Origin of the sequence: Cellulomonas massiliensis JC225, from assembly GCF_000312005.1 — a bacterium.
Lineage (GTDB): Bacteria > Actinomycetota > Actinomycetes > Actinomycetales > Cellulomonadaceae > Cellulomonas > Cellulomonas massiliensis.
Map to the genome: position 1 here is coordinate 1813352 of NZ_HE978588.1, position 19964 is coordinate 1833315.

Sequence of the window (19964 nt, forward strand, 5' to 3'; positions counted from 1 at the left end):
TCCTGGTCGTAGGGGTGCGGCGCGGGCTGCGCGCAGCGGTCCCGCCCGGGGGAGCGGGACCGCTGCGCCGTCAGACCTTCGACGTCAGCCGGCGTTCGCGGCGACCAGGTCGGACTGGAAGGTCGCCAGGTCACCGGCGCCGGTCGTGAACTTGCTGACCGCCTCCGAGATGGCGTTGAGCGTCGCGACCGGGGCCGCGGCGCCGTGCGCGAGGGACGAGACGATCGTGTCCTGACCGAACGACTCCATCGCGGACTGCTGGTAGGCCGAGAACTCCGACGGCTGGGCGTCCTTGCGGGCCGGGATCGAGCCCTTCGCCTTGTTGAACGCGATCTGGCCGTCGAGCGAGCTGATCGTGTTCAGCCAGTTCTTCGTGCCGCCCGGGTGCTTGGAGCCCACCGGGAGGGTGAAGGAGTCGGCGAGGAAGTCGAACACGCCGTCGGTGCCGGGGACCGGGAAGTAGATGTAGTCCGCCGGAGCCTGCTTCTTGGCCTCCTGGAACGCCGCCTCCGCCCAGTCGCCCATGACGTTGAAGCCGGCCTTGCCGTCGATGACCTGCTGGGTCGCGTCGGGCCAGTCGAGACCGTCACGGTCGGTGTTCGTGTAGCTCATGAGCTTCTCGAAGTTCTCGAGCGCCTTCGTGACGTCCGCGCCGGCCCAGTCCGTCGACCCGTCCCACAGGCCGTTGTACTTGTCGGTGCCGAGCGAGCTCAGCAGGACCGTCTCGAACAGGTGGACCTGGGTCCACGTGGTCGCGATGGACAGCGCCGTCTTGCCGGACGCCTTCACCTTGTCGAGCGCCGTGAACCAGTCGTCCAGGGTCGCGTAGGTCGCCTTCGGGTCGAGGCCGGCGTCCTCGAGCACGCTCGGGTTCGCCCAGACCACGTTGGCCCGGTGGATGTTCGACGGGACCGAGTAGATCTTGCCGTCCACCGTGAGGCGGTCGACGAGGTCCTTCGGGAACGCGTCGCGCAGGCCGAACTCGTCGTACAGGTTCGAGACGTCCTCGAGCTGGCCGGCGTTGATGTAGTCGGTCAGCTCCGCGCCCGCGTGGGCCTGGAACGTGTCCGGCGGGTCCTGCGCCTGCAGCCGCGACTGCAGGAGCTCCTTGGCCGCCGAGCCGGCGCCACCGGCGATGGCGCCGTTGACGAACTTCGTGTCGGGGTGCTGCTCCTCGAAGACCTGCACCAGGGCGTCGAGGCCGAGCTTCTCGGACCCGCTCGCCCACCAGGTGAAGACCTCGACCTCGCTGGCGTCGTCCCCGCCCGCGCCGCCGGTGCCGCTCGGCGTCTCGGGGTCGTTCGAGCTGCACGCGGCGAGCAGCAGGCTGCTCGCCGCGAGGCCCGCGACAAGCGCGGTGAGGGTGCGTCGTGTACGCATCGATGCTCCTACGTCGTCGTTGATCGTGGTGCCTGTCTCAGTGCTTGGCCCAGTGCTTGGCTCAGTGCTGCATCACTGCTGCATGGCTGCTGCGCCACCCACTGACCGGTCGGTGCTGCCGGGCCGCTCCGCGAGGCCCGGTGTCCCGTCGAGGTCACGTGCCGTGACCGGCCGGACCTCCTGTGACGTCGGCAAGACAACTCGTCGGCATGAGTTGGCGTCAAGAAATGAACCCAAGAGCAACCGAATCGTGACCTCTGTCCAGGTCCTTCGTCCGCCGGGTCACCCGAACGGCCGTGTGAGGATCGCGCGCGAGGTCCACGAGCGCGACGAAACCGGCAGAACGGGACGTCTCGGCAGGCCAGCACGCCACCGCTCGCCGCCGGCTCGGGGTCGTCGCGGGAGCGCGACCCGCCCGTCCCGGTGACGCCCGCGGCTCCCCGCGCGCACGGCGCGGGGGTCCGTGGCGGCCGCTGTGTATCCTGCGCGCGTGGGCGAAGACCGGGTCACCCCGGGCTCGCAAACTTCACTACGTGAAGCCAACCGGGCGCGGATCGTCAACGCCGTCCAGCAGCGTGGCTCCCTCACGCAGGTCGAGCTGGCCGGCGTCACCGGGCTGTCCCCGGCCACCGTCTCCAACATCGTCAGCGAGCTGACGGCCTCCGGCGTCCTGCACACGTCGCCGACGACGCGGTCCGGCCGCCGGGCCCAGCAGGTGACCCTCGCGCGCAGCACCGGCCTGGTGGCGGGCATGCACTTCGGCGCCCGCGTGCTGCGCGTCGCCGTCTCGGACACCGCGCACACGATCGTCGCCGAGCAGCGGCTCCCGCTCGCGTCCGACCACCGCGCCGACGCCGGGCTCGAGCGCGCGGCGATCCTGCTGGAGGAGATGGTCGCGTCCGTGGGTGCCTCGACGAGCGAGCTGCTCGCGGTCGGGGTGGGCGTCCCCGCGCCGGTCGACGTGCGCACCGGGCAGGTCTCGACCCGCGGCCTGCTGCGCGGGTGGGACGGTGCCTCCGTCCCCGAGCTGCTGGGGCGCCGGCTCGGCGTGCCGGTCCGGGTCGACAACGACGCCAACCTGGGGGCGCTCGCCGAGGTCAGGCTCGGCGCGGCGCGCGGCCGGCGGGAGGTCGTCTACGTGCACGCGGCGTACGGCGTCGGCGGCGCCCTCGTGCTCGACGGGCAGGTCTACCGCGGGCGCGCCGGTGCGGCGGGCGAGATCGGGCACGTCAGCGTCGACGAGCACGGACCGGTGTGTCGCTGCGGCAGCCGCGGCTGCGTCGAGGTCTTCGTCGGCGCCCCCGCCGTGCTGGAGACGCTGCGCACGAGCCACGGCCACCTCACGCTGCGCGACGTCGTCCAGCTCGCCGTCGAGGGCGACCCGGGGTGCCGGCGCGTCGTCACCGACGCCGGACGCCAGCTCGGCCTGGCGGTCGCGAGCGTCTGCAACCTGCTGGACCCGGAGGTCGTCGTCGTGGGCGGCGAGCTGGCCGGCGCGGGCGAGGTCCTGCTCGAGCCTCTGCGGGCCACGGTCGTCGAGCGCACGTTCCAGCGCACGGGCGGCCCGGCCGAGGTCGTGGCGGGCGAGCTGGGCACGAGCGCCGAGCTGCGGGGCGCGCTCGCGCTCGCGCTCGACCAGGTGGGCGTGGGAGGACGGGCATGAGGCCTCGGCACGCGACCGGCGCGGCGGCGCGCACCCGTCCGCCCCTCGCGCGGGCGCTGCGCCTGGCCGCGGGCGTCCTCGCGCTCGGGCTGCTCGCGGGGGCGTGCGCCGCCCCCGTGGAGCCCGTCGCACCGTCCCAGGACGTCATCGCGCTGCTGCTGCCGGAGTCGAAGGCCGCGCGCTACGAGAGCGTCGACCGCCCGTCGTTCGAGCAGACCGTGGCGCGGCGGTGCCCCGACTGCCGGGTGCTGTACGCCAACGCCGACCAGGACGCGGCCCGCCAGCAGCAGCAGGCCGAGTCGGCCCTCACGCAGGGTGCCGGCGTGCTGGTCCTCGACGCGGTCGACGCGGCCGCCGCCGTGAGCATCGTCGAGCAGGCGAAGCGGCGAGGCGTGCCCGTCATCGCGTACGACCGGTTCATCGCCGACGCGCCGCTCGACTACTTCGTCGGCACCGACGGCGAGCGGGTCGGCCAGGTGCAGGGGGAGGCGCTGCTGCGCGAGCTCGCGCTGCGCCGCACGGGCCCGGACGACCCGCCCGACGGGCTCCTCGTCGTGAACGGCTCGCCGACCGACCCGAACTCCGCGCGCTTCCGGCTCGGCCTCGACGCCGCGCTCGCGGGTGCGCCCGTCGAGGTGCTCGCGTCCTACGACACCCCGGACTGGAGCCCCGACAAGGCGCAGGCCTGGGTGAGCGACCAGCTCATCCAGTACGGCCGGCGCGTCGCCGCGGTGTACGCCGCGAACGACGGCACGGCCGGCGGGGCTATCTCCGCGATGCGCGCGGCGGGCTTCGACCCGGTCGCGCCCGTCACCGGGCAGGACGCCGAGCTGGCGGCGATCCAGCGGATCGTCCGCGGCGAGCAGACGATGACCGTCTACCGTTCGCTGTCGGAGCAGGGCCGCAGCGCCGCTGAGCTGGCCGTGCTCGTCGTCCACGGCGCCCGGCCGCCGCTCACCGCGACCATCGACGGCGTGCCGGCGCTGCTGCTGACCGTCGTCCCCGTCGACATCACCAACGTGCGCCGCGTCATCGTCGACGGCGGCGTCTACACGACCGAGGAGATCTGCGTGGAGCCCTACCGGCAGGCGTGCGTCGACGCGGGGCTCCTCGAGGAGGGCACCGGATGAGCACCCCCCCGTCCCGCCCGGCACGCACGCCGGTGCTCTCGCTGCGCGGCGTCTCGAAGAGCTTCGGCGCGGCCCGCGCCCTCGTCGACGTGGACCTCGACGTGCACCGGCACGAGGTCGTGGCCGTCGTCGGCGACACCGGCGCGGGCAAGTCGACGCTCGTCGGCGTCCTGTCCGGCGCGCTCGCGCCCGAGTCGGGCACGGTGGAGGTGGACGGCCGTCCCGTCACGCTGAGCGACCCGGCCACCGCGCGGGGGCTCGGCATCGCCGCCGTGTTCCAGGACCTCGCGCTGTGCGCGAACCTCGACGTCGTCGAGAACCTGTTCCTGGGCCAGGAGCCCGTGCGCGGGCCGCTGCTCGACGAGGTCGCGATGGAGCGGGAGTCGTGGCGCCTGCTCGGCCAGCTGGCCGCCCGCGTCCCGTCCGTCCGCGTGCCCGTCTCGGCGCTCTCCTCCGGCCAGCGGCGGTCGGTCGCGATTGCCCGTGCGCTGCTCGGCGAGCCGCGCGTGATCCTCCTCGACGAGCCCACCGCCTCGCTCGGGCTCACCCAGGTCGCCGAGTTCCTGACCCTCGTCGAGCGGCTGCGCGAGCGCGGCCACGCGGTGCTCGTCACCAGCCACTCGCTGTCGGACCTGCAGGCGGTGGCCGACCGGATCGTCGTGCTGCGGCTCGGCCGGACGAACGGCGAGTTCGACGCCGACCGCGTCACCTACGAGGACCTGCTGGCCGCCGTCACGGGGGTCGCCCGGTGAGCGTCCAGGCCCGGACGCGGGTGCCGGCGGACGAGGGCGCGGCCGGGGTGTGGTCGCGCCTGCGCACGGGGGAGACCGGACCCCTGCCGCTGGCCGGCGTGCTGGTGCTCATCGGCCTGGTCTTCCAGGTGCTGAACCCGGCGTTCCTCTCGGCGGACAACCTCGTCAACCTCACCCAGCAGTCCGCCGCGACGGGTGTCATCGCGCTCGGCGTCGTGCTCACGCTGCACCTCGGCCAGGTCGACCTGTCGGTCGGCGCGGTCTCGGGGCTCGCGGCGGCCGTCGTCGCGGTCGGCTCCGTGCGCGCAGGGTGGCCGCTCGTCGTCGCGGTCCTCGCCGCGCTCGCGGTCGGGGTGCTCGTGGGGCTGCTGTACGGCTCCGTGCACGCCCGCATCGGCGTGCCGTCGTTCGTGTTCACGCTCGCCGGCCTGCTCGTGGTGACCGGGCTCCAGCTGCGCGTCCTGGGCCGCACCGGCTCGGTGAACCTGCCGTTCCAGGCGTGGCTCGTCGAGTTCTGCCAGACGGCGTTCCTGCCCGCCGCCGTGTCGTGGCTGCTCGTGGCCGCCGTCGTCGTGGTCTACGCGCTGGTCCGCGTGCGCGACCGGGCCCGGAGGGTGCGGGCCGACCTGGCCGCGCCGTCGTGGGCCGACGTCGGGCTGCGCGTCGGCGCGCTGGCGGTGGTGCTCGCTGTCGCCGTCGCCTACCTCGGCCTCGACCGGGGCGTCGGGGCGATGTTCGCGCTCTTCGTCGGGCTCGTCGTCCTGTGCGACGTCGCCCTGCGCCGCACGCGCTGGGGCCGGTTCGTCCGCGCCGTGGGCGGCGACGCCGAGGCGGCGCGGCGCGCGGGCGTGCCGCTGCGCCGGGTGTTCGTCACCGTCTTCGTGGCGTGCTCGACGCTCGCGGCGCTCGGCGGCGTGCTGGCGGCGGGGCGCCTCGCCGCGGCGAACCAGGCCAGCGGCGCCGTCGACGTCACGCTGACCGCGATCGCGGCGGCGGTGATCGGGGGGACGAGCATCTACGGCGGGCGCGGCTCCGCCTGGTCCGCGCTGCTCGGGATCCTCGTGATCCAGTCGATCTCGACCGGGCTGACGCTGCTGACGCTCGACCAGTCGGTGCGGCTCGTCGTCACGGGGCTCGTCCTGGCCGGCGCCGTGGTGCTCGGCGCGCTGCAGCGGCGCGCCCGGGAGTCCTGACCCCGGGGCGCCGCCGCGCGTGCGGACCGCGTCACTCGCCGCGGTAGGCCGCCTCGAGCGCCGCGATGTCGAGCTTGGTCTGGCTCAGCATCGCGGCCGTCGCCCGGGCGTGCGCCGCCGGGTCGTCCCCGGACCCGAACAGCAGGTCACCGAGGTGCGCCGGGACCACCTGCCAGGAGAGGCCGAAGCGGTCCGTGAGCCAGCCGCACGCGACCTCGCGGCCGCCGCCGGCGAGCAGCGCGTCCCAGTACCGGTCGATCTCCTCCTGGTCGGCGCACTCGACGACGAACGAGAACGCCGCGTCCAGCTTTTGCGACGGCCCCGCGGAGATCGCCTCGACGAGCTGGCCGTCGAGCTCGTAGCGCACGATGAACGGCGCGCCCTCGGTCGTCCCCGGGACGCCGGCCGGTGCCTCGACCACCGACAGGATCCGCGATCTCGGGAAGATCGAGACGTAGAACTCGGCCGCCTCGAGCGCGTTGTCGTCGTACCACAGGTGCGGGTGGATGATGCCCATCGTCGGCTCCTCGTCTCGCTCGTGGACGCCGGCTCAGCCGGCGACGATCGTGTCGAGCCGCGCGTACCCCTGCGTCAGCCCCGTCTCCATCCCGGAGCTGACCATGCCGTCGCGCGCCTCGAGCGAGGGGTAGACGGCGTGGGTGCGCAGCCGCGTGCGGCCGCCGAGGTCCTCGAACCGCAGCGTCTCGACGGAGACGACGTCGGGGAAGCCGAGGAACTCGAAGGTCTGGATGGCCAGCTCGTTCTCGCGGACGGTGTGGAACGTGCCCCGGAAGACGTACGTCTCCTGCTCGGCACCCGTCTGCGCGAACTCCCAGGAGCCGCCGGAGCGGAAGTCCCAGGCGCGCATGTCGGTCTCGTAGCCGTCGGGGCCCATCCAGCGGGCGACGAGCGCCGGGTCGCGGTGCGCCGCGAACACGGCGGCGACCGGTGCGTCGAACTCGCGGGTGATGTCGATGAACGGGACGCCCTCGGGCGCCTCGATCTGCACGGGGTTGCTCATGGTGCGTCCTCCTGCGGGTCGGCCCCCGCGGCGTCGGTGCCGTGGGCGGTGGCGGTGCGGTGGTCCGGACCGGGTGCCTCGGCGAGCACGGCGTCGAGGGCGCGGAACCGGCGTTCGTGGACCAGCCGGTAGCGGTCGATCCACGCGGTGAGCTCCTCGAGCGCCTCCGGCACGAGGTGGACGGGCCGGCGCTGGGCGTCGCGCGAGCGCGTGACGAGCCCGGCGTGCTCGAGCACCCCGACGTGCCGGGAGACGGCCTGGAGCGTGATGTCGAACGGCGCGGCGAGGTCCCCGACCGTGGCGGGCCCCCGGCTCAGCCGGGCGACGATCGCCCGCCGGACCGGGTCCCCGAGGGCGACGAACGCCCGGTCCAGGCGCGCGCTCGTCGCGAGGTCCCGCTCGGGCTGCGACGACGCGTCCACTCGTCAACCGTTCTGTTGTTCAACCGATCTGTTGAATACGAACGTACGCCCCGCAAGCACGGTGCGCAAGGGGTGGGGTCAGCGGAAGACGATCGTGCGGTGCCCGTCGAGGAGGACGCGGTGCTCGGCGTGCCAGCGCACCGCGCGGGCGAGGGCGCGTCGCTCGACGTCCTGGCCGAGCGCGACGAGGTCGTCGACGGAGCGGGTGTGGTCCACGCGCTCCACGTCCTGCTCGATGATCGGGCCCTCGTCGAGGTCGGCGGTCACGTAGTGCGCGGTCGCCCCGATGAGCTTGACGCCGCGGTCGTGCGCCTGGGCGTACGGGCGGGCGCCCTTGAACGACGGCAGGAACGAGTGGTGGATGTTGATGGCGCGCCCGGCCAGCTCGCGGCACAGCCCGTCGGAGAGGATCTGCATGTACCGGGCGAGCACGACGAGCTCCACGTCGAGCTCCTCGACGAGCGCGAGCAGCCGGGCCTCCGCCTGCGGCTTCGTCGCCGCCGTGACGGGCACGTGGTGGAACGGGATGCCGTAGAACGCGGCCAGCGGGGCGAGCTCGGTGTGGTTGGAGACGACGGCGACGATGTCGATCGGCAGCTTCTCGGAGCGCTGACGGAAGGCCAGGTCGTTGAGGCAGTGCGCGGCCGTCGAGCCCATGACGAGCGTGCGGACCGGGCGCCCCGCCACGTCGAGCGACCACTGCATCCCGAACCGCTGCGCCAGCGCCGCGAGCGCGCTGCCCAGCTCGTCGGCCGACGCCGCCGACGTCACCTGCACCCGCATGAAGAACAGCCCCGACAGCGGGTCCCCGAACTGCTGGGACTCGGTGATGTTGCCGCCGTGCTCGGCGAGCAGCCCGGCCACCGCGTGCACGATGCCGGGGCGGTCCGGGCAGGACAGGGTGAGGACCCAGTGGGTCTCGGCGGGGGCGGCCGGCGCGGCGGCTTCCGAGGTGTGGGACACGACGTCCGAGAGTAGTGGGACGCCGCGACGGCTGACACGATGGGGTCATGACGCAGCCTGACCTGGAGATCCGCGAAGTCACCGTCGAGGACGCGGGGGAGCTGCTGACGCTGCGCCGGGCGGCCTTCGTCACGGAGGCGCAGCAGTACGGCGACCCGAGCATCCCGCCGCTCACGCAGACGTACGACGAGCTCGTCGAGGACCTGCAGCGCGACGGCGTGATCACGCTCGGCGGCTGGTACGGCCACCGCCTCGTCGGGTCGATCCGGATCCTCGTCGAGGGCACGAAGGCCACGCTGGGGCGCTTCGCGGTGGCCCCCGACCTGCAGGGGCGCGGGCTCGGGACGCAGCTGCTCGAGGCGATCCTGCCGGTCCTCCCCGAGGGGATCGAGGAGGTCTGGGTGTTCACCGGCCGCGACTCGCTGCACAACATCGCGATGTACGCGAAGCAGGGCTACGAGCACCAGCACGACCAGAAGGCCGGCGACCTCACCTACGCGTACCTGCGCAAGCTGCTCGGCGCCGACGCCTGACGACGCCCGCCGCGGCGGGCCCGTGGGCGGACGGCGAGCCGCCCGCCCACGGCCGCGTCACTCGTAGCGGGTGAACGTGTAGGGCGACTTCTGGAACTTGCCGCCGTAGGTGCTCCACAGCGCCTTCGCGGCCTTCTTCTGCGCCGAGGTGCACGTGTCCGTGTACGCCGCGTAGCGCATCGTGCCGAGCAGCACGGCGGTCATGCAGTCCGCCTGCTTCTCGATGCCGTTGCCGTCGTGGAGCTTGTCCGTCGCCTTGATCTGCTTGTTGAGGTAGCTCTCGCCCTTGACGAGCTGGCGGTACTGGACGATGTGCGCGCACTCGTGCAGCGAGACCGCGCGCAGCGTCGCGTCGGGCATCCCCGGCTGCAGGCGGATCTTCTGCTTCCACGTGTACGTCTTCTTCAGGCCCTTCGACGTGTACACGCCGGTCCAGCTCCACGCCGTGTCGGCGCGGCCGGCGAGCGAGCCGCCCTTCGGCAGCTCGGCGTTCATCGGCGTGGAGGGGCAGTACTCGCGCATGTAGTGCCGCGCCTTCGCCAGGTACACCGAGCCCGTCGTCGTGCGGATCCGCAGCGAGTTCGAGACCGCCCGTGCCACGCCCGACTTCTTCACCACGACGCGGTAGACGTGGCTCCCGGAGCGCGGCACGAACCGGATCGCGAACGCGCCCTTGCTGCCGTTGGCGGTGACCCGCGTCGTCTTGAGGTTGCTCCACGACGAGCCGGACTCCACCTGGAGGTAGGCGACGTGGCCGGAGCCGGAGGAGACGGCGCCCTTGAGCGTGGTCGCGGACTGCGCCTTGACCATCCAGGCGGCGGCGATGCGCACGGTGGGCGCGGGCGCGGCGGCCGTGGCGGGCGCCGACGCGCCGCCCACCACGACGAGCGCGGCGACGAGGGCGGACAGGAGGGACGCGAGGCGTCGGGGCATGAGGGGCTCCACGGGCCGGGGTCGGACGAACCGCCCCACAGTACCCACAGCGCCTCGCGCGGCGGCGCCGCGGTGGTGCGGGACGCTCCGCAGGCGGTCGCCGAGGCTTGCTAGCCTGTGCTCGTCGTGACTGGCGCAACGGGTGGGGCACCACCGGGGAGCGACGCAGCAGCAGACCACGGGTCGGACGCCTGGGCCCCCGGTCACCACCACACCGGTCCTTCCGAGTGCGCGGGTGCCGGACGCGCACGCTGACTGCAAGGAGCAGCCATGAGCGCCGAGATCCTCGACCAGAACATCGCCGAGCTCGACCCCGAGATCGCCGCCGTGCTCGACGGCGAGCTCGCCCGCCAGCAGGGCACCCTCGAGATGATCGCGAGCGAGAACTTCGTGCCCCTCGCCGTCCTGCAGGCGCAGGGGTCCGTCCTCACGAACAAGTACGCCGAGGGCTACCCGGGCCGCCGCTACTACGGCGGCTGCGAGCAGGTCGACATCGCCGAGAACATCGCGATCGAGCGCGCGAAGGCGCTGTTCGGCGCGCAGTTCGCGAACGTCCAGCCGCACTCGGGCGCCACCGCCAACGCGGCCGTGCTGCACGCGCTGGCCCGCCCGGGCGACACGATCCTCGGCCTCGCCCTCGACCAGGGCGGCCACCTCACGCACGGCATGAAGATCAACTTCTCGGGTCGCCTGTACGACGTGGTGGCCTACGGCGTGGACCCCGAGACGTCGCTCGTCGACATGGCCGAGGTGCGCCGCCTCGCCCTCGAGCGCAAGCCGAAGGTGATCATCGCCGGCTGGTCCGCGTACCCCCGGCAGCTCGACTTCGCGGCGTTCCGCGAGATCGCCGACGAGGTCGGCGCCTACCTGTGGGTGGACATGGCGCACTTCGCAGGCCTCGTCGCGGCCGGCGTGCACCCCTCGCCGGTGCCGCACGCGCACGTCGTCTCGTCGACGGTGCACAAGACCATCGGCGGCCCGCGCTCCGGCTTCATCCTCACCAACGACGCCGACCTGGCGAAGAAGCTCAACTCCGCGGTGTTCCCCGGCCAGCAGGGCGGCCCGCTCATGCACGTCGTCGCGGCGAAGGCCGTCGCGTTCAAGATCGCCGGCACCGCGGAGTTCCGCGACCGGCAGGAGCGCACCGTGCGCGGCGCGCAGATCGTGGCCGACCGGCTGACGGCGCCGGACGTCGCGGCCGCCGGCGTCACGGTCCGCTCGGGCGGCACGGACGTGCACCTGGTGCTCGTCGACCTGCGGGACGCGGCGATCGACGGAAAGCAGGCCGAGGACCTCCTGCACGAGTGCGGCATCACGGTGAACCGCAACGCCGTCCCGAACGACCCGCGGCCGCCGATGGTGACCTCGGGCCTGCGCATCGGCACGCCCGCGCTGGCGACCCGCGGCTTCGGCGACGCCGAGTTCACCGAGGTGGCGGACATCATCGCGACCGCGCTCGTCGGCGGCGAGGGCACGGACGTCGCGGCCCTGCGTGCCCGCGTCGAGAAGCTGACTGGCGCGTTCCCGCTGTACCCGCACCTGAAGCAGTACTGATGACGGCGCGGATCCTCGACGGGACGACCACGGCCGCCCGGATCAAGGACGAGCTGCGGGAGCGGGTCTCCGCGCTCGCGGCCCGGGGCGTCGTGCCGGGCCTCGGCACGCTGCTCGTCGGCGACGACCCCGGCTCGCGGTGGTACGTCGCGGGCAAGCACCGGGACTGCGCCGAGGTCGGCATCGCCTCCATCCAGGAGGAGCTGCCGGGCGACGCCACGCAGGAGGACGTCGAGGCGGCCGTGCGGCGGCTCAACGAGAACCCGGCGTGCACCGGCTTCATCGTCCAGCTCCCGCTGCCGAAGGGCGTGGACACCAACCGGGTCCTCGAGCTGATCGACCCCGACAAGGACGCCGACGGGCTGCACCCGACGAACCTCGGGCGGCTCGTCCTGCGCGTGAACGAGCAGGTCGCCACGCCGCTGCCCTGCACGCCGCGCGGCATCATCGACCTGCTGCTGCGCCACGACGTGGACCTGCGCGGCAAGGAGGTCGTGGTCGTCGGCCGCGGGGTGACCGTCGGGCGCTCCATCGGGCTGCTCCTCACGCAGCGGGCGATCAACGCGACCGTCACGCTGACGCACACCGGCACCGCCGACCTCGCGACGCACACCCGTGCGGCCGACGTCGTCGTCGCTGCGGCCGGGGTGCCCGGCATCATCACGGCCGACATGGTCAAGCCCGGCGCGGTCGTGGTCGACGTCGGAGTGTCCCGGGCGACCGACCCGGAGACGGGCAAGAGCCGGGTCGTGGGCGACGTGGACCCGGGTGTCCGGGAGGTCGCCGCATGGGTCTCGCCGAACCCCGGCGGGGTCGGGCCGATGACCCGGGCGATGCTGCTCAGCAACGTGGTCGACACCGCCGAGCGCCTCGCCGGCTGAGCGGACGGACGAGGCCCCCGGCGCCGGCGCGCGCCGGGGGCCTCGTCGTCACGGGCGCGGCGCCCGTGTCGGTGGCTGCTGGGACGCTCGGCGCATGGACGAGGAGCAGGTGGGCACGGGCGCCGGCGGCGCCCACGAGACGGCGTCGGCGCCGCGGGCCGTCGCGGCGGCGACCCCGGTGGTGCTGGTGCCGGGGTTCTGGCTGGGCGCGTGGGCCTGGGACGCCGTCGCGGACGCGCTGCGCGACGCGGGCTTCGACCCGCGCCCGGTGACGCTGCCGGGGCAGGCGCCCGGCGACCCGCGCGACGGCGTGACCCGTGAGCAGCAGGTCGGGGCGGTCGTGGCCCTCCTCGACGAGCTCGACGGGCCGGTGCTGCTGGTCGGCCACTCGGGCGGCGGCGCCGTCGTGGGCGAGGTCGTCGACCGGCGCCCGGAGCGCGTGGCCCGTGTCGTGTACGTCGACTCGGGCCCGCTGGAGGACGGGGCGGTGCTCGCGCCGGGCGACGGCGACGTGCCGCTGCCGCCGTGGTCGGAGGTGGAGGCGTCCAGCCTCGTGGACCTCGACGACGCCGCGCTCGCGGTGTTCCGGGAGCGCGCGGTGCCCGTGCCCGCTCTGGTGGCGCACGGCCCGGTGCACGTGAGCGACCCCCGCCGGCTGTCCGTCCCGGCGACGGTGGTGTGCACGAGCATCTCCTCGGAGGTGCTGCGGACGATCGCGCACCACGGCCCGCCGCTGCACACCGAGCTCGGGGACCTCGCCGACGTCACCTACGTCGACCTGCCGACGGGGCACTGGCCGATGTTCAGTCGCCCGGCGGAGCTGGCGCGGGTCATCGCGGCGGCCGTGGCCGGCTGAGCTCACCGCAGGCGGACGGGACCGACGACGGTGCCCTGCAGCGTCCGCTCCCACACCAGCCCGTCGCGGCGCCGCTCCGCACGGGTGGCGAAGCGGTACCGGTACGCCTGTGCCCGGACCCACCGCGGCGGACGGCCCTCGAACGGGTCGTGCCGCAGCAGGCGCAGGACCGCCGGGTCCGCCCGCAGCAGTGCGCCGAGGAAGGCGTGGAACCACGGCGCTGAGATCCGGCCCAGGGGCAGGAACCACATCATCCAGTCCAGGCGCAGGTGGTACGGCGCCCACTGCCGGGGCACCCGGCGGGGGTCGCCGGGCTTGCCGGGGAACTCGTAGGCGCGCCAGTCGTCGTCCGCCGGGTCCGCCGCCTCGGTGCCCTCCACCACGATCTCGACGCGCCGCTTCGTGACCGTGCCGAACGCCCCGTACGCGTTCGCCACCATCCACGGGTTGAAGGCCGCGTTCATGAGCTGGTGACGGGAGAACAGGTTCCGGAGGGCGGGCCAGGACGCACCGAGCACCAGCGCGGCGCCGACCAGCGTGACGACCGCCCACGCCACGGGCATGGGCGCCGGGTCCGCGGCGTCCGGCCCGAGGGCCGGGAGCACGGTGGCCCACGCCGCGTCCGTGATCGCCGACGCGGCGAGCACGATCGCGAGCCAGTTCAGCCAGGCGAAGTTGCCGGTGACGACGAGCCACAGCTGCGTGACGACCATGACGGCGGCCGCGACCGACGCCACCGGGCCGGGGACGAGGAGCAGGACGGGCAGCGCGAGCTGCGTGACGTGGTTGCCGACCACCTCGACGCGGTGGAACCACGCCGGCAGCAGGTGCGCCTGGCGGCTCAGCGGCCCGGGCATCGGCTGCGTCTCGTGGTGGTACATGAGGGCGGTCAGGTCCCGCCACTCCGGCCCGCCGCGGATCTTGATGAGCCCGGCGCCCAGCTCCAGCCGGATCACGAGCCACCAGACCAGGACGAGCGCGGCCCACGACGCCGGCTGGTCGGTGGAGCCCAGCAGGGACACCGTGAGGAGCGCCTCGCACAGCAGCATCTCCCAGCCGAACCCGTAGAACGTCTGGCCGACGTGCACGACGGACAGGTAGAGCACGTACAGCAGCACGAAGGCGAGCAGCGGCAGCCACGGGGGCCCGGCCTGGGGGACGCCCACGACGAGCAGCGCCGAGACGGCGACCCCGGTGAGGGCGAGGACCCGCAGCCGTCGGTCGGTGTACCCCCACCGGAACAGCGACGGCCCGCGCGGCCCGACCGTGGCGAGGAGCCGGGGGACCGGCAGCAGGCCGTGCTCGCCGAGCAGCGCGGGGAACTGACGCAGCGTGGACCAGAAGGCGACCGCCGCGATCGCGGCGACGCCCCGCTGCAGGATCTCCCGCCCGATCTCGTAGCCGGGCGCCCCGACCCAGGACAGGTCCGCCACGTCGCCAGTCTGCCGCCGGGTCCCGGGTCGTGCCGGTCGTGGCGTCAGGCGACGGCGCGGCTCCGCCGGACCCGCGCGTCCACGAGTGCGGCGACCCCCGCACCGGCGGCGTACCAGAGGAGGTCGCCGGTCGCGTAGCCGGAGCCCAGCACCAGCCGGGCGGCCGGGACGGCCTGCGCCGCCCGCCCCGGCAGCGGCGTGAGCTGGAGGAGCTCCACGGCGACGCACGCCCCGAGCGCGACAGCTGCCGCGACCCACGGCCGGGTGCGGGGGGCGGCCAGCAGGACGAGCACGACGACGAGCGCGGCGTAGAGGGCCGCGCCGAGACCGTCGGCGAGCTCCGCCGGCAGGAGGCCGCCGCGGCTGACGAGCAGCCCGACGGGGACGAGCAGCACGGCGACGAGGAGCAGGGGGGCGCGGCGGCGAGCGGGCACGCGGTCACGCTAGGGGAGCCCGCCGGCGCGGGGAGCCGTCACCTGCGGGGGTCGCGTGCAGGCCTCGTGCCGATCCCGGCGACGGCCACGAGCAGGCGATTCGGCCGTGTCGGCGGCGCCGTGTTGGATGGCGGGGTGCTGACCGTCGCGAGCGTCAACGTCAACGGCATCCGTGCCGCCTTCCGCCGAGGCATGGGGGAGTGGCTGGCCACCCGCAAGCCCGACGTCCTGCTGCTCCAGGAGGTCCGTGCGAGCGACGAGATCCTCGCGGACCACCTCGCCGGCGACGGCTGGGACCTGGCGCACGAGGCGAGCGAGGCGGCCGGCCGCGCCGGCGTCGCGATCGCCTCCCGGCTGCCGATGCGCGCCGTCCGCGTCGGCCTCGGGACGGGGGTGACGGGCGACCGCGGCCGCTGGGTGGAGGCCGACCTGGAGATCGCCGGGCACGACGGCGCGCCCGCGCGCACGCTCACCGTGGTCTCCACGTACATCCACTCGGCGACCGCGGGCGAGCCGTCGCTCGACGCGAAGCTCGCGTTCCTCGAGCACGTCACGCGCCGGCTCACGAAGCTGCGCGACGCGGGCGGGCTCGCGGTCGTCGCCGGCGACGTGAACATCGCCCACCGCGAGGTCGACATCCGCAACTGGAAGGGCAACGTCAAGAACGCCGGCTTCCTGCCCGAGGAGCGCGCCTACCTGGACCGGTGGCTCGACGGGCTCGGCTGGCACGACCTCGGCCGGGAGCTGGGCGGCGAGGGGCCCGGGCCGTTCACGTGGTGGTCGTGGCGGGGCAAGGCGTTCGACAACGACGCCGGGTGGCGCATCGACTACCAGCTGGCGACCGACGAGCTCGCGGACGCCGCCGTCAGCGCCACCGTCGACAGGGCGCCGACCTACGACGCGCGCTTCTCGGACCACGCCCCGGTCGTGGTCGAGTACGACCTCTGACCGGCCGGCGGCCGGTCGGCGCTCCGCGGTGCGTGCCGGTCAGCCCTGAGCGACGGATCCTCAGCGCCGCGCGACGGATCCTCAGCGCTGCGCGACGGATCCTCAGCGCTGCGCGACGGATCCTCAGCGCTGCGCGACGGAGAGCCCGAGCGGCCGGCCCGCGAGCCCGCGCGGCTGCGCGGCGAGGCCGCGCGCGACCTCGTGCAGCGCCACGGCCGCGGGAGACCCGGGGTCGGTGAGCACGACCGGCGCGCCGCCGTCCCCCGCCTCGCGCAGCCGCACGTCGAGCGGGACCTGGGCCAGCAGCGGCACGGGCGCCCCCGTCAGGCGCGTGAGGTTGTCCGCCACGCGCTGACCGCCGCCGGACCCGAACACCTCCAGGCGCGAGCCGTCGGGCTGCTCGAGCCAGGACATGTTCTCGAGCACGCCGACGATGCGCTGCCGCGTCTGCACGGCCACGGCGCCGGCGCGCTCGGCCACCTCGGCGGCGGCGTCCTGCGGCGTGGTGACGACGAGGATCTGCGAGCCGGGGAGCAGCTGCGCCACCGAGATGGCGATGTCGCCCGTCCCGGGCGGCAGGTCGAGCAGCAGCACGTCGAGGTCGCCCCAGAACACGTCGGCCAGGAACTGCTGCAGCGCGCGGTGCAGCATCGGCCCGCGCCACACGACGGGCTGGCCCGGCGGCACGAACATCCCGATCGAGACGACCTTCACGTCGTGCGCGACCGGGGGCAGCAGCATGTCGTCGACCTTCGTCGGCGGCCGCGTCGTGCCGAGCATCCTCGGGATCGAGAACCCGTAGATGTCCGCGTCGACGACGCCGACGCGCTGGCCCTGCGCGGCGAGCGCCGCCGCGAGGTTGGCCGTGACCGACGACTTGCCGACCCCGCCCTTGCCGGAGGCGACGGCGATCACCTTGGTGAGCGACGTCGGCTGCGCGAACGGGATGACGGGCTCGGCGTCGGTGCCGCGCAGCTGCCGGCGCAGGTCGGCCCGCTGCTCGGCGGTCATCACGCCGAGGTCGACGACCACGTCGGCGACGCCGTCGACCGCCCGCGCGGCGGCGGTGACGTCGCGCGTGAGCGTGTCCTTGAGGGGGCAGCCCGGGGTGGTCAGGTCGATGCCGACGGTGACGGTGCCGGCGTCGTCGGCGACCACCGAGCGGACCATGCCGAGCTCGGTGATGGGCCGCCGGATCTCCGGGTCCTGCACGCCCGCGAGAGCGGTGCGCACGGCCTGGGCGAGGGCGTCGTCGGTGGTCGTCGGCATCCCGCCATCGTAGGTCGCCGCACCGGTGCTCCCGGTGGGCCGTCCGGCCCGTGACGCCTGCCGGCAGCCCGACCAGGGGTCAGGCGGGGTCGTCGGCGCGGCGGCGGCGCGAGCGCTCCTCGTCGTCCTCCGCCTGCAGCTCCTCGAGGAGGTTGCGCAGCTCGGAGCGGACGAAGTCGCGGGTGGCGACCTCGGACATCGCGATCCGCAGCGACGCCATCTCCCGGGCGAGGAACTCGGTGTCCGCGAGGTTCCGCTCGGCGCGCTGGCGGTCCTGCTCCGCCTGCACACGGTCGCGGTCGGCCTGCCGGTTCTGCGCGAGCAGGATCAGGGGAGCGGCGTACGAGGCCTGCAGCGACAGCATCAGGGTGAGGACGGTGAACCCGTTGTCGGCCTGGTCGAACCGCAGGCTCGCGGGCCCCCAGGAGTTCCACACGAGCCAGACGATGCAGAAGACCGTGAGCCACAGGATGAACCGGGGCGTGCCGAGGAACCGGGCGATCGACTCCGACCACCGGCCCTGACGGTCGGAGTCGCCGCGCGCGCGCCCGAACCCGCGCCGCCCCGACAGCGGCTGGTCGAGGCGGTCAGACACGACCGACCCCCGTCGGCCGGCCCAGGCCGTCGCCGACCTCGTGCTCGTCGTCGGTCTCGCGCCAGTCCTCGGGCAGCAGGTGGTCCAGCACGTCGTCGACCGAGACCGCACCGAGCAGGCGCCGCTCCGCGTCCACCACGGGCAGCGCCAGGAGGTTGTACGTCGCGAGCTCGCGCGAGACGCGCATGAGCGGAGCGTCGACGGGCAGCGGCTCGATGTCGGTGTCGACGATGCCGCCGATCGAGTCGTGCGGCGGCTCGCGCAGCAGCCGCTGCAGGTGGACGACGCCGATGAATCGTCCGGTCGGGGTCTCCAGCGGCGGCCGGGCGACGAAGACCATGGACGCCAGCGCCGGCGTCAGGTCCTGCCGTCGCACGTGCGCCAGCGCGGCCGCGATCGTCGTCTCGGGGCCGAGGATCACCGGCTCGGTCGTCATGAGCCCGCCCGCGGTGTTGTCCTCGTAGGCCAGCAAGCGGCGGACGTCCTTCGCCTCCTCCGGCTCCATCAGCTCGAGGAGCTCGGCGGCCTTCTCGTCGGGCAGCTCGCCGAGCAGGTCGGCGGCGTCGTCGGGCTGCATCGCCTCGAGCACGTCAGCCGCGCGGTCCAGCTCCAGGCCCTCGAGGATCGCCACCTGGTCGTCCTCGGGCAGCTCCTCGAGCACGTCGGCCAGGCGGTCGTTGTCGAGGGCGGACGCGACCTCCAGGCGCCGGGTCGTCCCCATGTCGTGCAGCACGTCGGCGAGGTCGGCCGCCTTGAGGTCCTCGTACTGCGCGAGCAGCAGCTCCGCGCCCTGCTGCGTCGAGGTGGCGGCCAGGCCGGTCACCTCGGAGACGTCCACGAGCACGGACTCGCCACGGCGCCGCAGGATCCCGGGCCGGTGCGTGCCCCGCCGGACGAACAGCTTCGAGACCAGCCAGTCGCCGTTGCGCTGGCGCTCGATCGCCACGTCCTGCACGGTCCCCGGGCCCGAGCCGTCGAGCAGGTCGACGTTGCGGTCGAGCAGCTCGCCGACGACGAGCGTCTCCGACGCCCGCTGCTCGAAGCGCCGCATGTTGACGAGGCCCGTCGAGATGACCTGGCCGGCGTCGATCGCGGTGACGCGCGTGAGCGGCACGAACACGCGCCGCCGCCCCGGGACCTCGACGACGAGGCCGACCGCGCGGGGCGCGCCGGTGGGGCGCTGCAGCACGACGACGTCACGCACCCGCCCGACCTCGTCGCCCAGGGGGTCGAAGACGGTCGTCCCGGCGAGGCGCGCGACGAACACCCGGGTCCCGACGCTGCTCACGGCGGTCAGCCTACGCGGCAGGCGCAGGGGCGTCGTCGCGACGCGACGCTCGTCGCCGCACGTCACGGCGCACTCCCTGGCCACGTCCAGCCCCGTGAGGGAGGATCGAGGCATGTCCCTCTCCGGCCAGCAACGCATCCCGCGCACCCCCACGCTGCCGCAGGGCGAGACCGTCGCCGCGTACGGCACCTACCTCGAGGCGCAGAAGGCCGTCGACCTGCTGGCCGACAAGGGCTTCCCGATCCTCATGGTGACCATCGTGGGCACCGACCTGCGCATGGTCGAGCGCGTGACGGGCCGGCTCTCCTACCCGCGCGCGGCCCTGAGCGGGTTCATGTCCGGCGCGTGGTTCGGGCTGTTCGTCGGGCTCCTGCTGAGCCTGTTCTCGACGCCCGGGTCGCCCAGCCCGTTCCTGCCGGCGATCCTCATCGGCGGGGCGTTCGGCCTGCTGTTCTCGGTGATCGTGTACTCGCTGAGCCGTGGGCGGCGGGACTTCACGTCCGCGAGCCAGATCGTCGCCTCGTCCTACGCGATCCTGTGCCTGCCGGAGAAGGCCCACCAGGCGCGCGCGCTCCTGCAGGAGATCGGCGGCGTGCAGTCGGGCTGGCCGGCCCGCCCGCAGGACGTCGCGCCCGGGGCACCCGCCGCGCCGCAGGCGCAGCCCTCCGCCGCGCCGCCGGCGCAGCCGTTCGCCCCGCCGCAGGACGCACCGCCGG

At 74.2% G+C, this 19964-nt stretch carries 21 protein-coding genes and 1 riboswitch; of the genes, 10 read left to right on the forward strand and 11 right to left on the reverse strand.

From position 1 onward, the window contains the following. Window positions 1-84: 84 nt before the first annotated feature. On the reverse strand, window positions 85-1380 hold the full coding sequence (locus tag HGCM_RS08625; protein WP_019136447.1) for an ABC transporter substrate-binding protein: 1296 nt from the start codon (window positions 1378-1380) through the stop codon (window positions 85-87). A 490-nt stretch (window positions 1381-1870) separates the two neighbouring features. Here HGCM_RS08625 and HGCM_RS08630 point away from each other — a divergent pair, with 490 nt between their 5' ends. From HGCM_RS08630 to HGCM_RS08645, 4 genes are read left to right on the forward strand one after another with little or no spacing between them, the layout of a single operon-like run. Further along, window positions 1871-3043 carry an ROK family transcriptional regulator gene (locus tag HGCM_RS08630; RefSeq protein WP_019136448.1) on the forward strand — a complete coding sequence of 391 codons (1173 nt, stop codon included), beginning with the start codon at window positions 1871-1873 and terminating at the stop codon, window positions 3041-3043. Beyond that, window positions 3040-4173 (forward strand): substrate-binding domain-containing protein, encoded by a 1134-nt coding sequence (locus HGCM_RS17620; RefSeq protein ID WP_019136449.1) that lies wholly within the window; start codon window positions 3040-3042, stop codon window positions 4171-4173. Before HGCM_RS08630 ends, HGCM_RS17620 begins: the two co-directional genes overlap by 4 nt. Continuing rightward, on the forward strand, window positions 4170-4925 hold the full coding sequence (locus tag HGCM_RS17625; protein ID WP_019136450.1) for an ATP-binding cassette domain-containing protein: 756 nt from the start codon (window positions 4170-4172) through the stop codon (window positions 4923-4925). The genes HGCM_RS17620 and HGCM_RS17625 overlap by 4 nt, the downstream gene beginning before the upstream one ends. Then, a complete protein-coding gene (locus HGCM_RS08645) occupies window positions 4922-6118 on the forward strand; it encodes a sugar ABC transporter permease (RefSeq protein ID WP_019136451.1) in 1197 nt (398 codons plus the stop codon). Before HGCM_RS17625 ends, HGCM_RS08645 begins: the two co-directional genes overlap by 4 nt. A gap of 31 nt (window positions 6119-6149) precedes the next feature. Here HGCM_RS08645 and HGCM_RS08650 read toward each other — a convergent pair whose 3' ends face one another. The 4 genes from HGCM_RS08650 to purU form a co-directional block, all read right to left on the reverse strand. Then, window positions 6150-6635: a VOC family protein gene (locus HGCM_RS08650; protein WP_019136452.1), complete on the reverse strand. Its 486-nt coding sequence runs from the start codon at window positions 6633-6635 to the stop codon at window positions 6150-6152. Between the two features lie 33 nt (window positions 6636-6668). Beyond that, a complete protein-coding gene (locus HGCM_RS08655) occupies window positions 6669-7139 on the reverse strand; it encodes an SRPBCC family protein (RefSeq protein ID WP_019136453.1) in 471 nt (156 codons plus the stop codon). Further along, the gene (locus HGCM_RS17630) at window positions 7136-7561 is read right to left on the reverse strand and encodes an ArsR/SmtB family transcription factor (RefSeq protein WP_019136454.1); all 426 of its coding nucleotides are present in this window, start codon (window positions 7559-7561) and stop codon (window positions 7136-7138) included. The genes HGCM_RS08655 and HGCM_RS17630 overlap by 4 nt, the downstream gene beginning before the upstream one ends. Window positions 7562-7639: 78 nt before the next feature. Further along, the gene (gene purU / locus HGCM_RS08665; protein ID WP_019136455.1) at window positions 7640-8524 is read right to left on the reverse strand and encodes a formyltetrahydrofolate deformylase; all 885 of its coding nucleotides are present in this window, start codon (window positions 8522-8524) and stop codon (window positions 7640-7642) included. Window positions 8525-8571: 47 nt separating this feature from the next. On the opposite strand from purU, the gene HGCM_RS08670 reads away from it, so the two are divergent. Beyond that, window positions 8572-9057: a GNAT family N-acetyltransferase gene (locus HGCM_RS08670; protein ID WP_019136456.1), complete on the forward strand. Its 486-nt coding sequence runs from the start codon at window positions 8572-8574 to the stop codon at window positions 9055-9057. 57 nt (window positions 9058-9114) lie between these two features. Here HGCM_RS08670 and HGCM_RS08675 read toward each other — a convergent pair whose 3' ends face one another. Further along, window positions 9115-9990, reverse strand: a complete 876-nt coding sequence (locus HGCM_RS08675) for a hypothetical protein (protein WP_040399028.1) — start codon at window positions 9988-9990, stop codon at window positions 9115-9117. Between the two features lie 116 nt (window positions 9991-10106). After that, window positions 10107-10194, forward strand: a riboswitch (ZMP/ZTP riboswitch). Window positions 10195-10260: 66 nt separating this feature from the next. Between HGCM_RS08675 and glyA the strand changes: the two genes are divergently transcribed. The 3 genes from glyA to HGCM_RS08690 all read left to right on the forward strand — a co-directional run bounded on the left by glyA (window position 10261) and on the right by HGCM_RS08690 (window position 13281). After that, a complete protein-coding gene (gene glyA / locus HGCM_RS08680; protein WP_019136458.1) occupies window positions 10261-11544 on the forward strand; it encodes a serine hydroxymethyltransferase in 1284 nt (427 codons plus the stop codon). Further along, the gene (locus HGCM_RS08685; RefSeq protein ID WP_019136459.1) at window positions 11544-12425 is read left to right on the forward strand and encodes a bifunctional methylenetetrahydrofolate dehydrogenase/methenyltetrahydrofolate cyclohydrolase; all 882 of its coding nucleotides are present in this window, start codon (window positions 11544-11546) and stop codon (window positions 12423-12425) included. Before glyA ends, HGCM_RS08685 begins: the two co-directional genes overlap by 1 nt. A gap of 94 nt (window positions 12426-12519) precedes the next feature. Continuing rightward, on the forward strand, window positions 12520-13281 hold the full coding sequence (locus HGCM_RS08690) for an alpha/beta fold hydrolase (protein WP_019136460.1): 762 nt from the start codon (window positions 12520-12522) through the stop codon (window positions 13279-13281). Window positions 13282-13283: 2 nt separating this feature from the next. Here the strand turns inward: HGCM_RS08690 and HGCM_RS08695 are convergent, their stop codons facing one another. Both HGCM_RS08695 and HGCM_RS08700 read right to left on the reverse strand, forming a co-directional pair. Beyond that, on the reverse strand, window positions 13284-14714 hold the full coding sequence (locus tag HGCM_RS08695) for a lipase maturation factor family protein (RefSeq protein ID WP_019136461.1): 1431 nt from the start codon (window positions 14712-14714) through the stop codon (window positions 13284-13286). A gap of 44 nt (window positions 14715-14758) precedes the next feature. Further along, window positions 14759-15148 (reverse strand): ribosomal maturation YjgA family protein, encoded by a 390-nt coding sequence (locus HGCM_RS08700; RefSeq protein WP_019136462.1) that lies wholly within the window; start codon window positions 15146-15148, stop codon window positions 14759-14761. Window positions 15149-15283: 135 nt separating this feature from the next. Between HGCM_RS08700 and HGCM_RS08705 the strand changes: the two genes are divergently transcribed. Continuing rightward, complete coding sequence (locus tag HGCM_RS08705; RefSeq protein ID WP_019136463.1) at window positions 15284-16096, forward strand: exodeoxyribonuclease III; 813 nt, start codon at window positions 15284-15286, stop codon at window positions 16094-16096. A gap of 123 nt (window positions 16097-16219) precedes the next feature. Here the strand turns inward: HGCM_RS08705 and HGCM_RS08710 are convergent, their stop codons facing one another. The 3 genes from HGCM_RS08710 to HGCM_RS08720 form a co-directional block, all read right to left on the reverse strand. Further along, window positions 16220-17365 (reverse strand): Mrp/NBP35 family ATP-binding protein, encoded by a 1146-nt coding sequence (locus tag HGCM_RS08710; RefSeq protein ID WP_019136464.1) that lies wholly within the window; start codon window positions 17363-17365, stop codon window positions 16220-16222. Window positions 17366-17444: 79 nt separating this feature from the next. After that, window positions 17445-17960 (reverse strand): DUF1003 domain-containing protein, encoded by a 516-nt coding sequence (locus tag HGCM_RS17635; protein ID WP_019136465.1) that lies wholly within the window; start codon window positions 17958-17960, stop codon window positions 17445-17447. Continuing rightward, window positions 17953-19248, reverse strand: coding sequence for a magnesium transporter MgtE N-terminal domain-containing protein (locus HGCM_RS08720; RefSeq protein WP_040399652.1), 1296 nt, complete (start codon window positions 19246-19248; stop codon window positions 17953-17955). The genes HGCM_RS17635 and HGCM_RS08720 overlap by 8 nt, the downstream gene beginning before the upstream one ends. Before the next feature lie 112 nt (window positions 19249-19360). Here HGCM_RS08720 and HGCM_RS19805 point away from each other — a divergent pair. After that, a partial coding sequence (locus HGCM_RS19805) for a YflT domain-containing protein (protein ID WP_019136467.1) occupies window positions 19361-19964 on the forward strand: 604 nt, incomplete at its 3' end.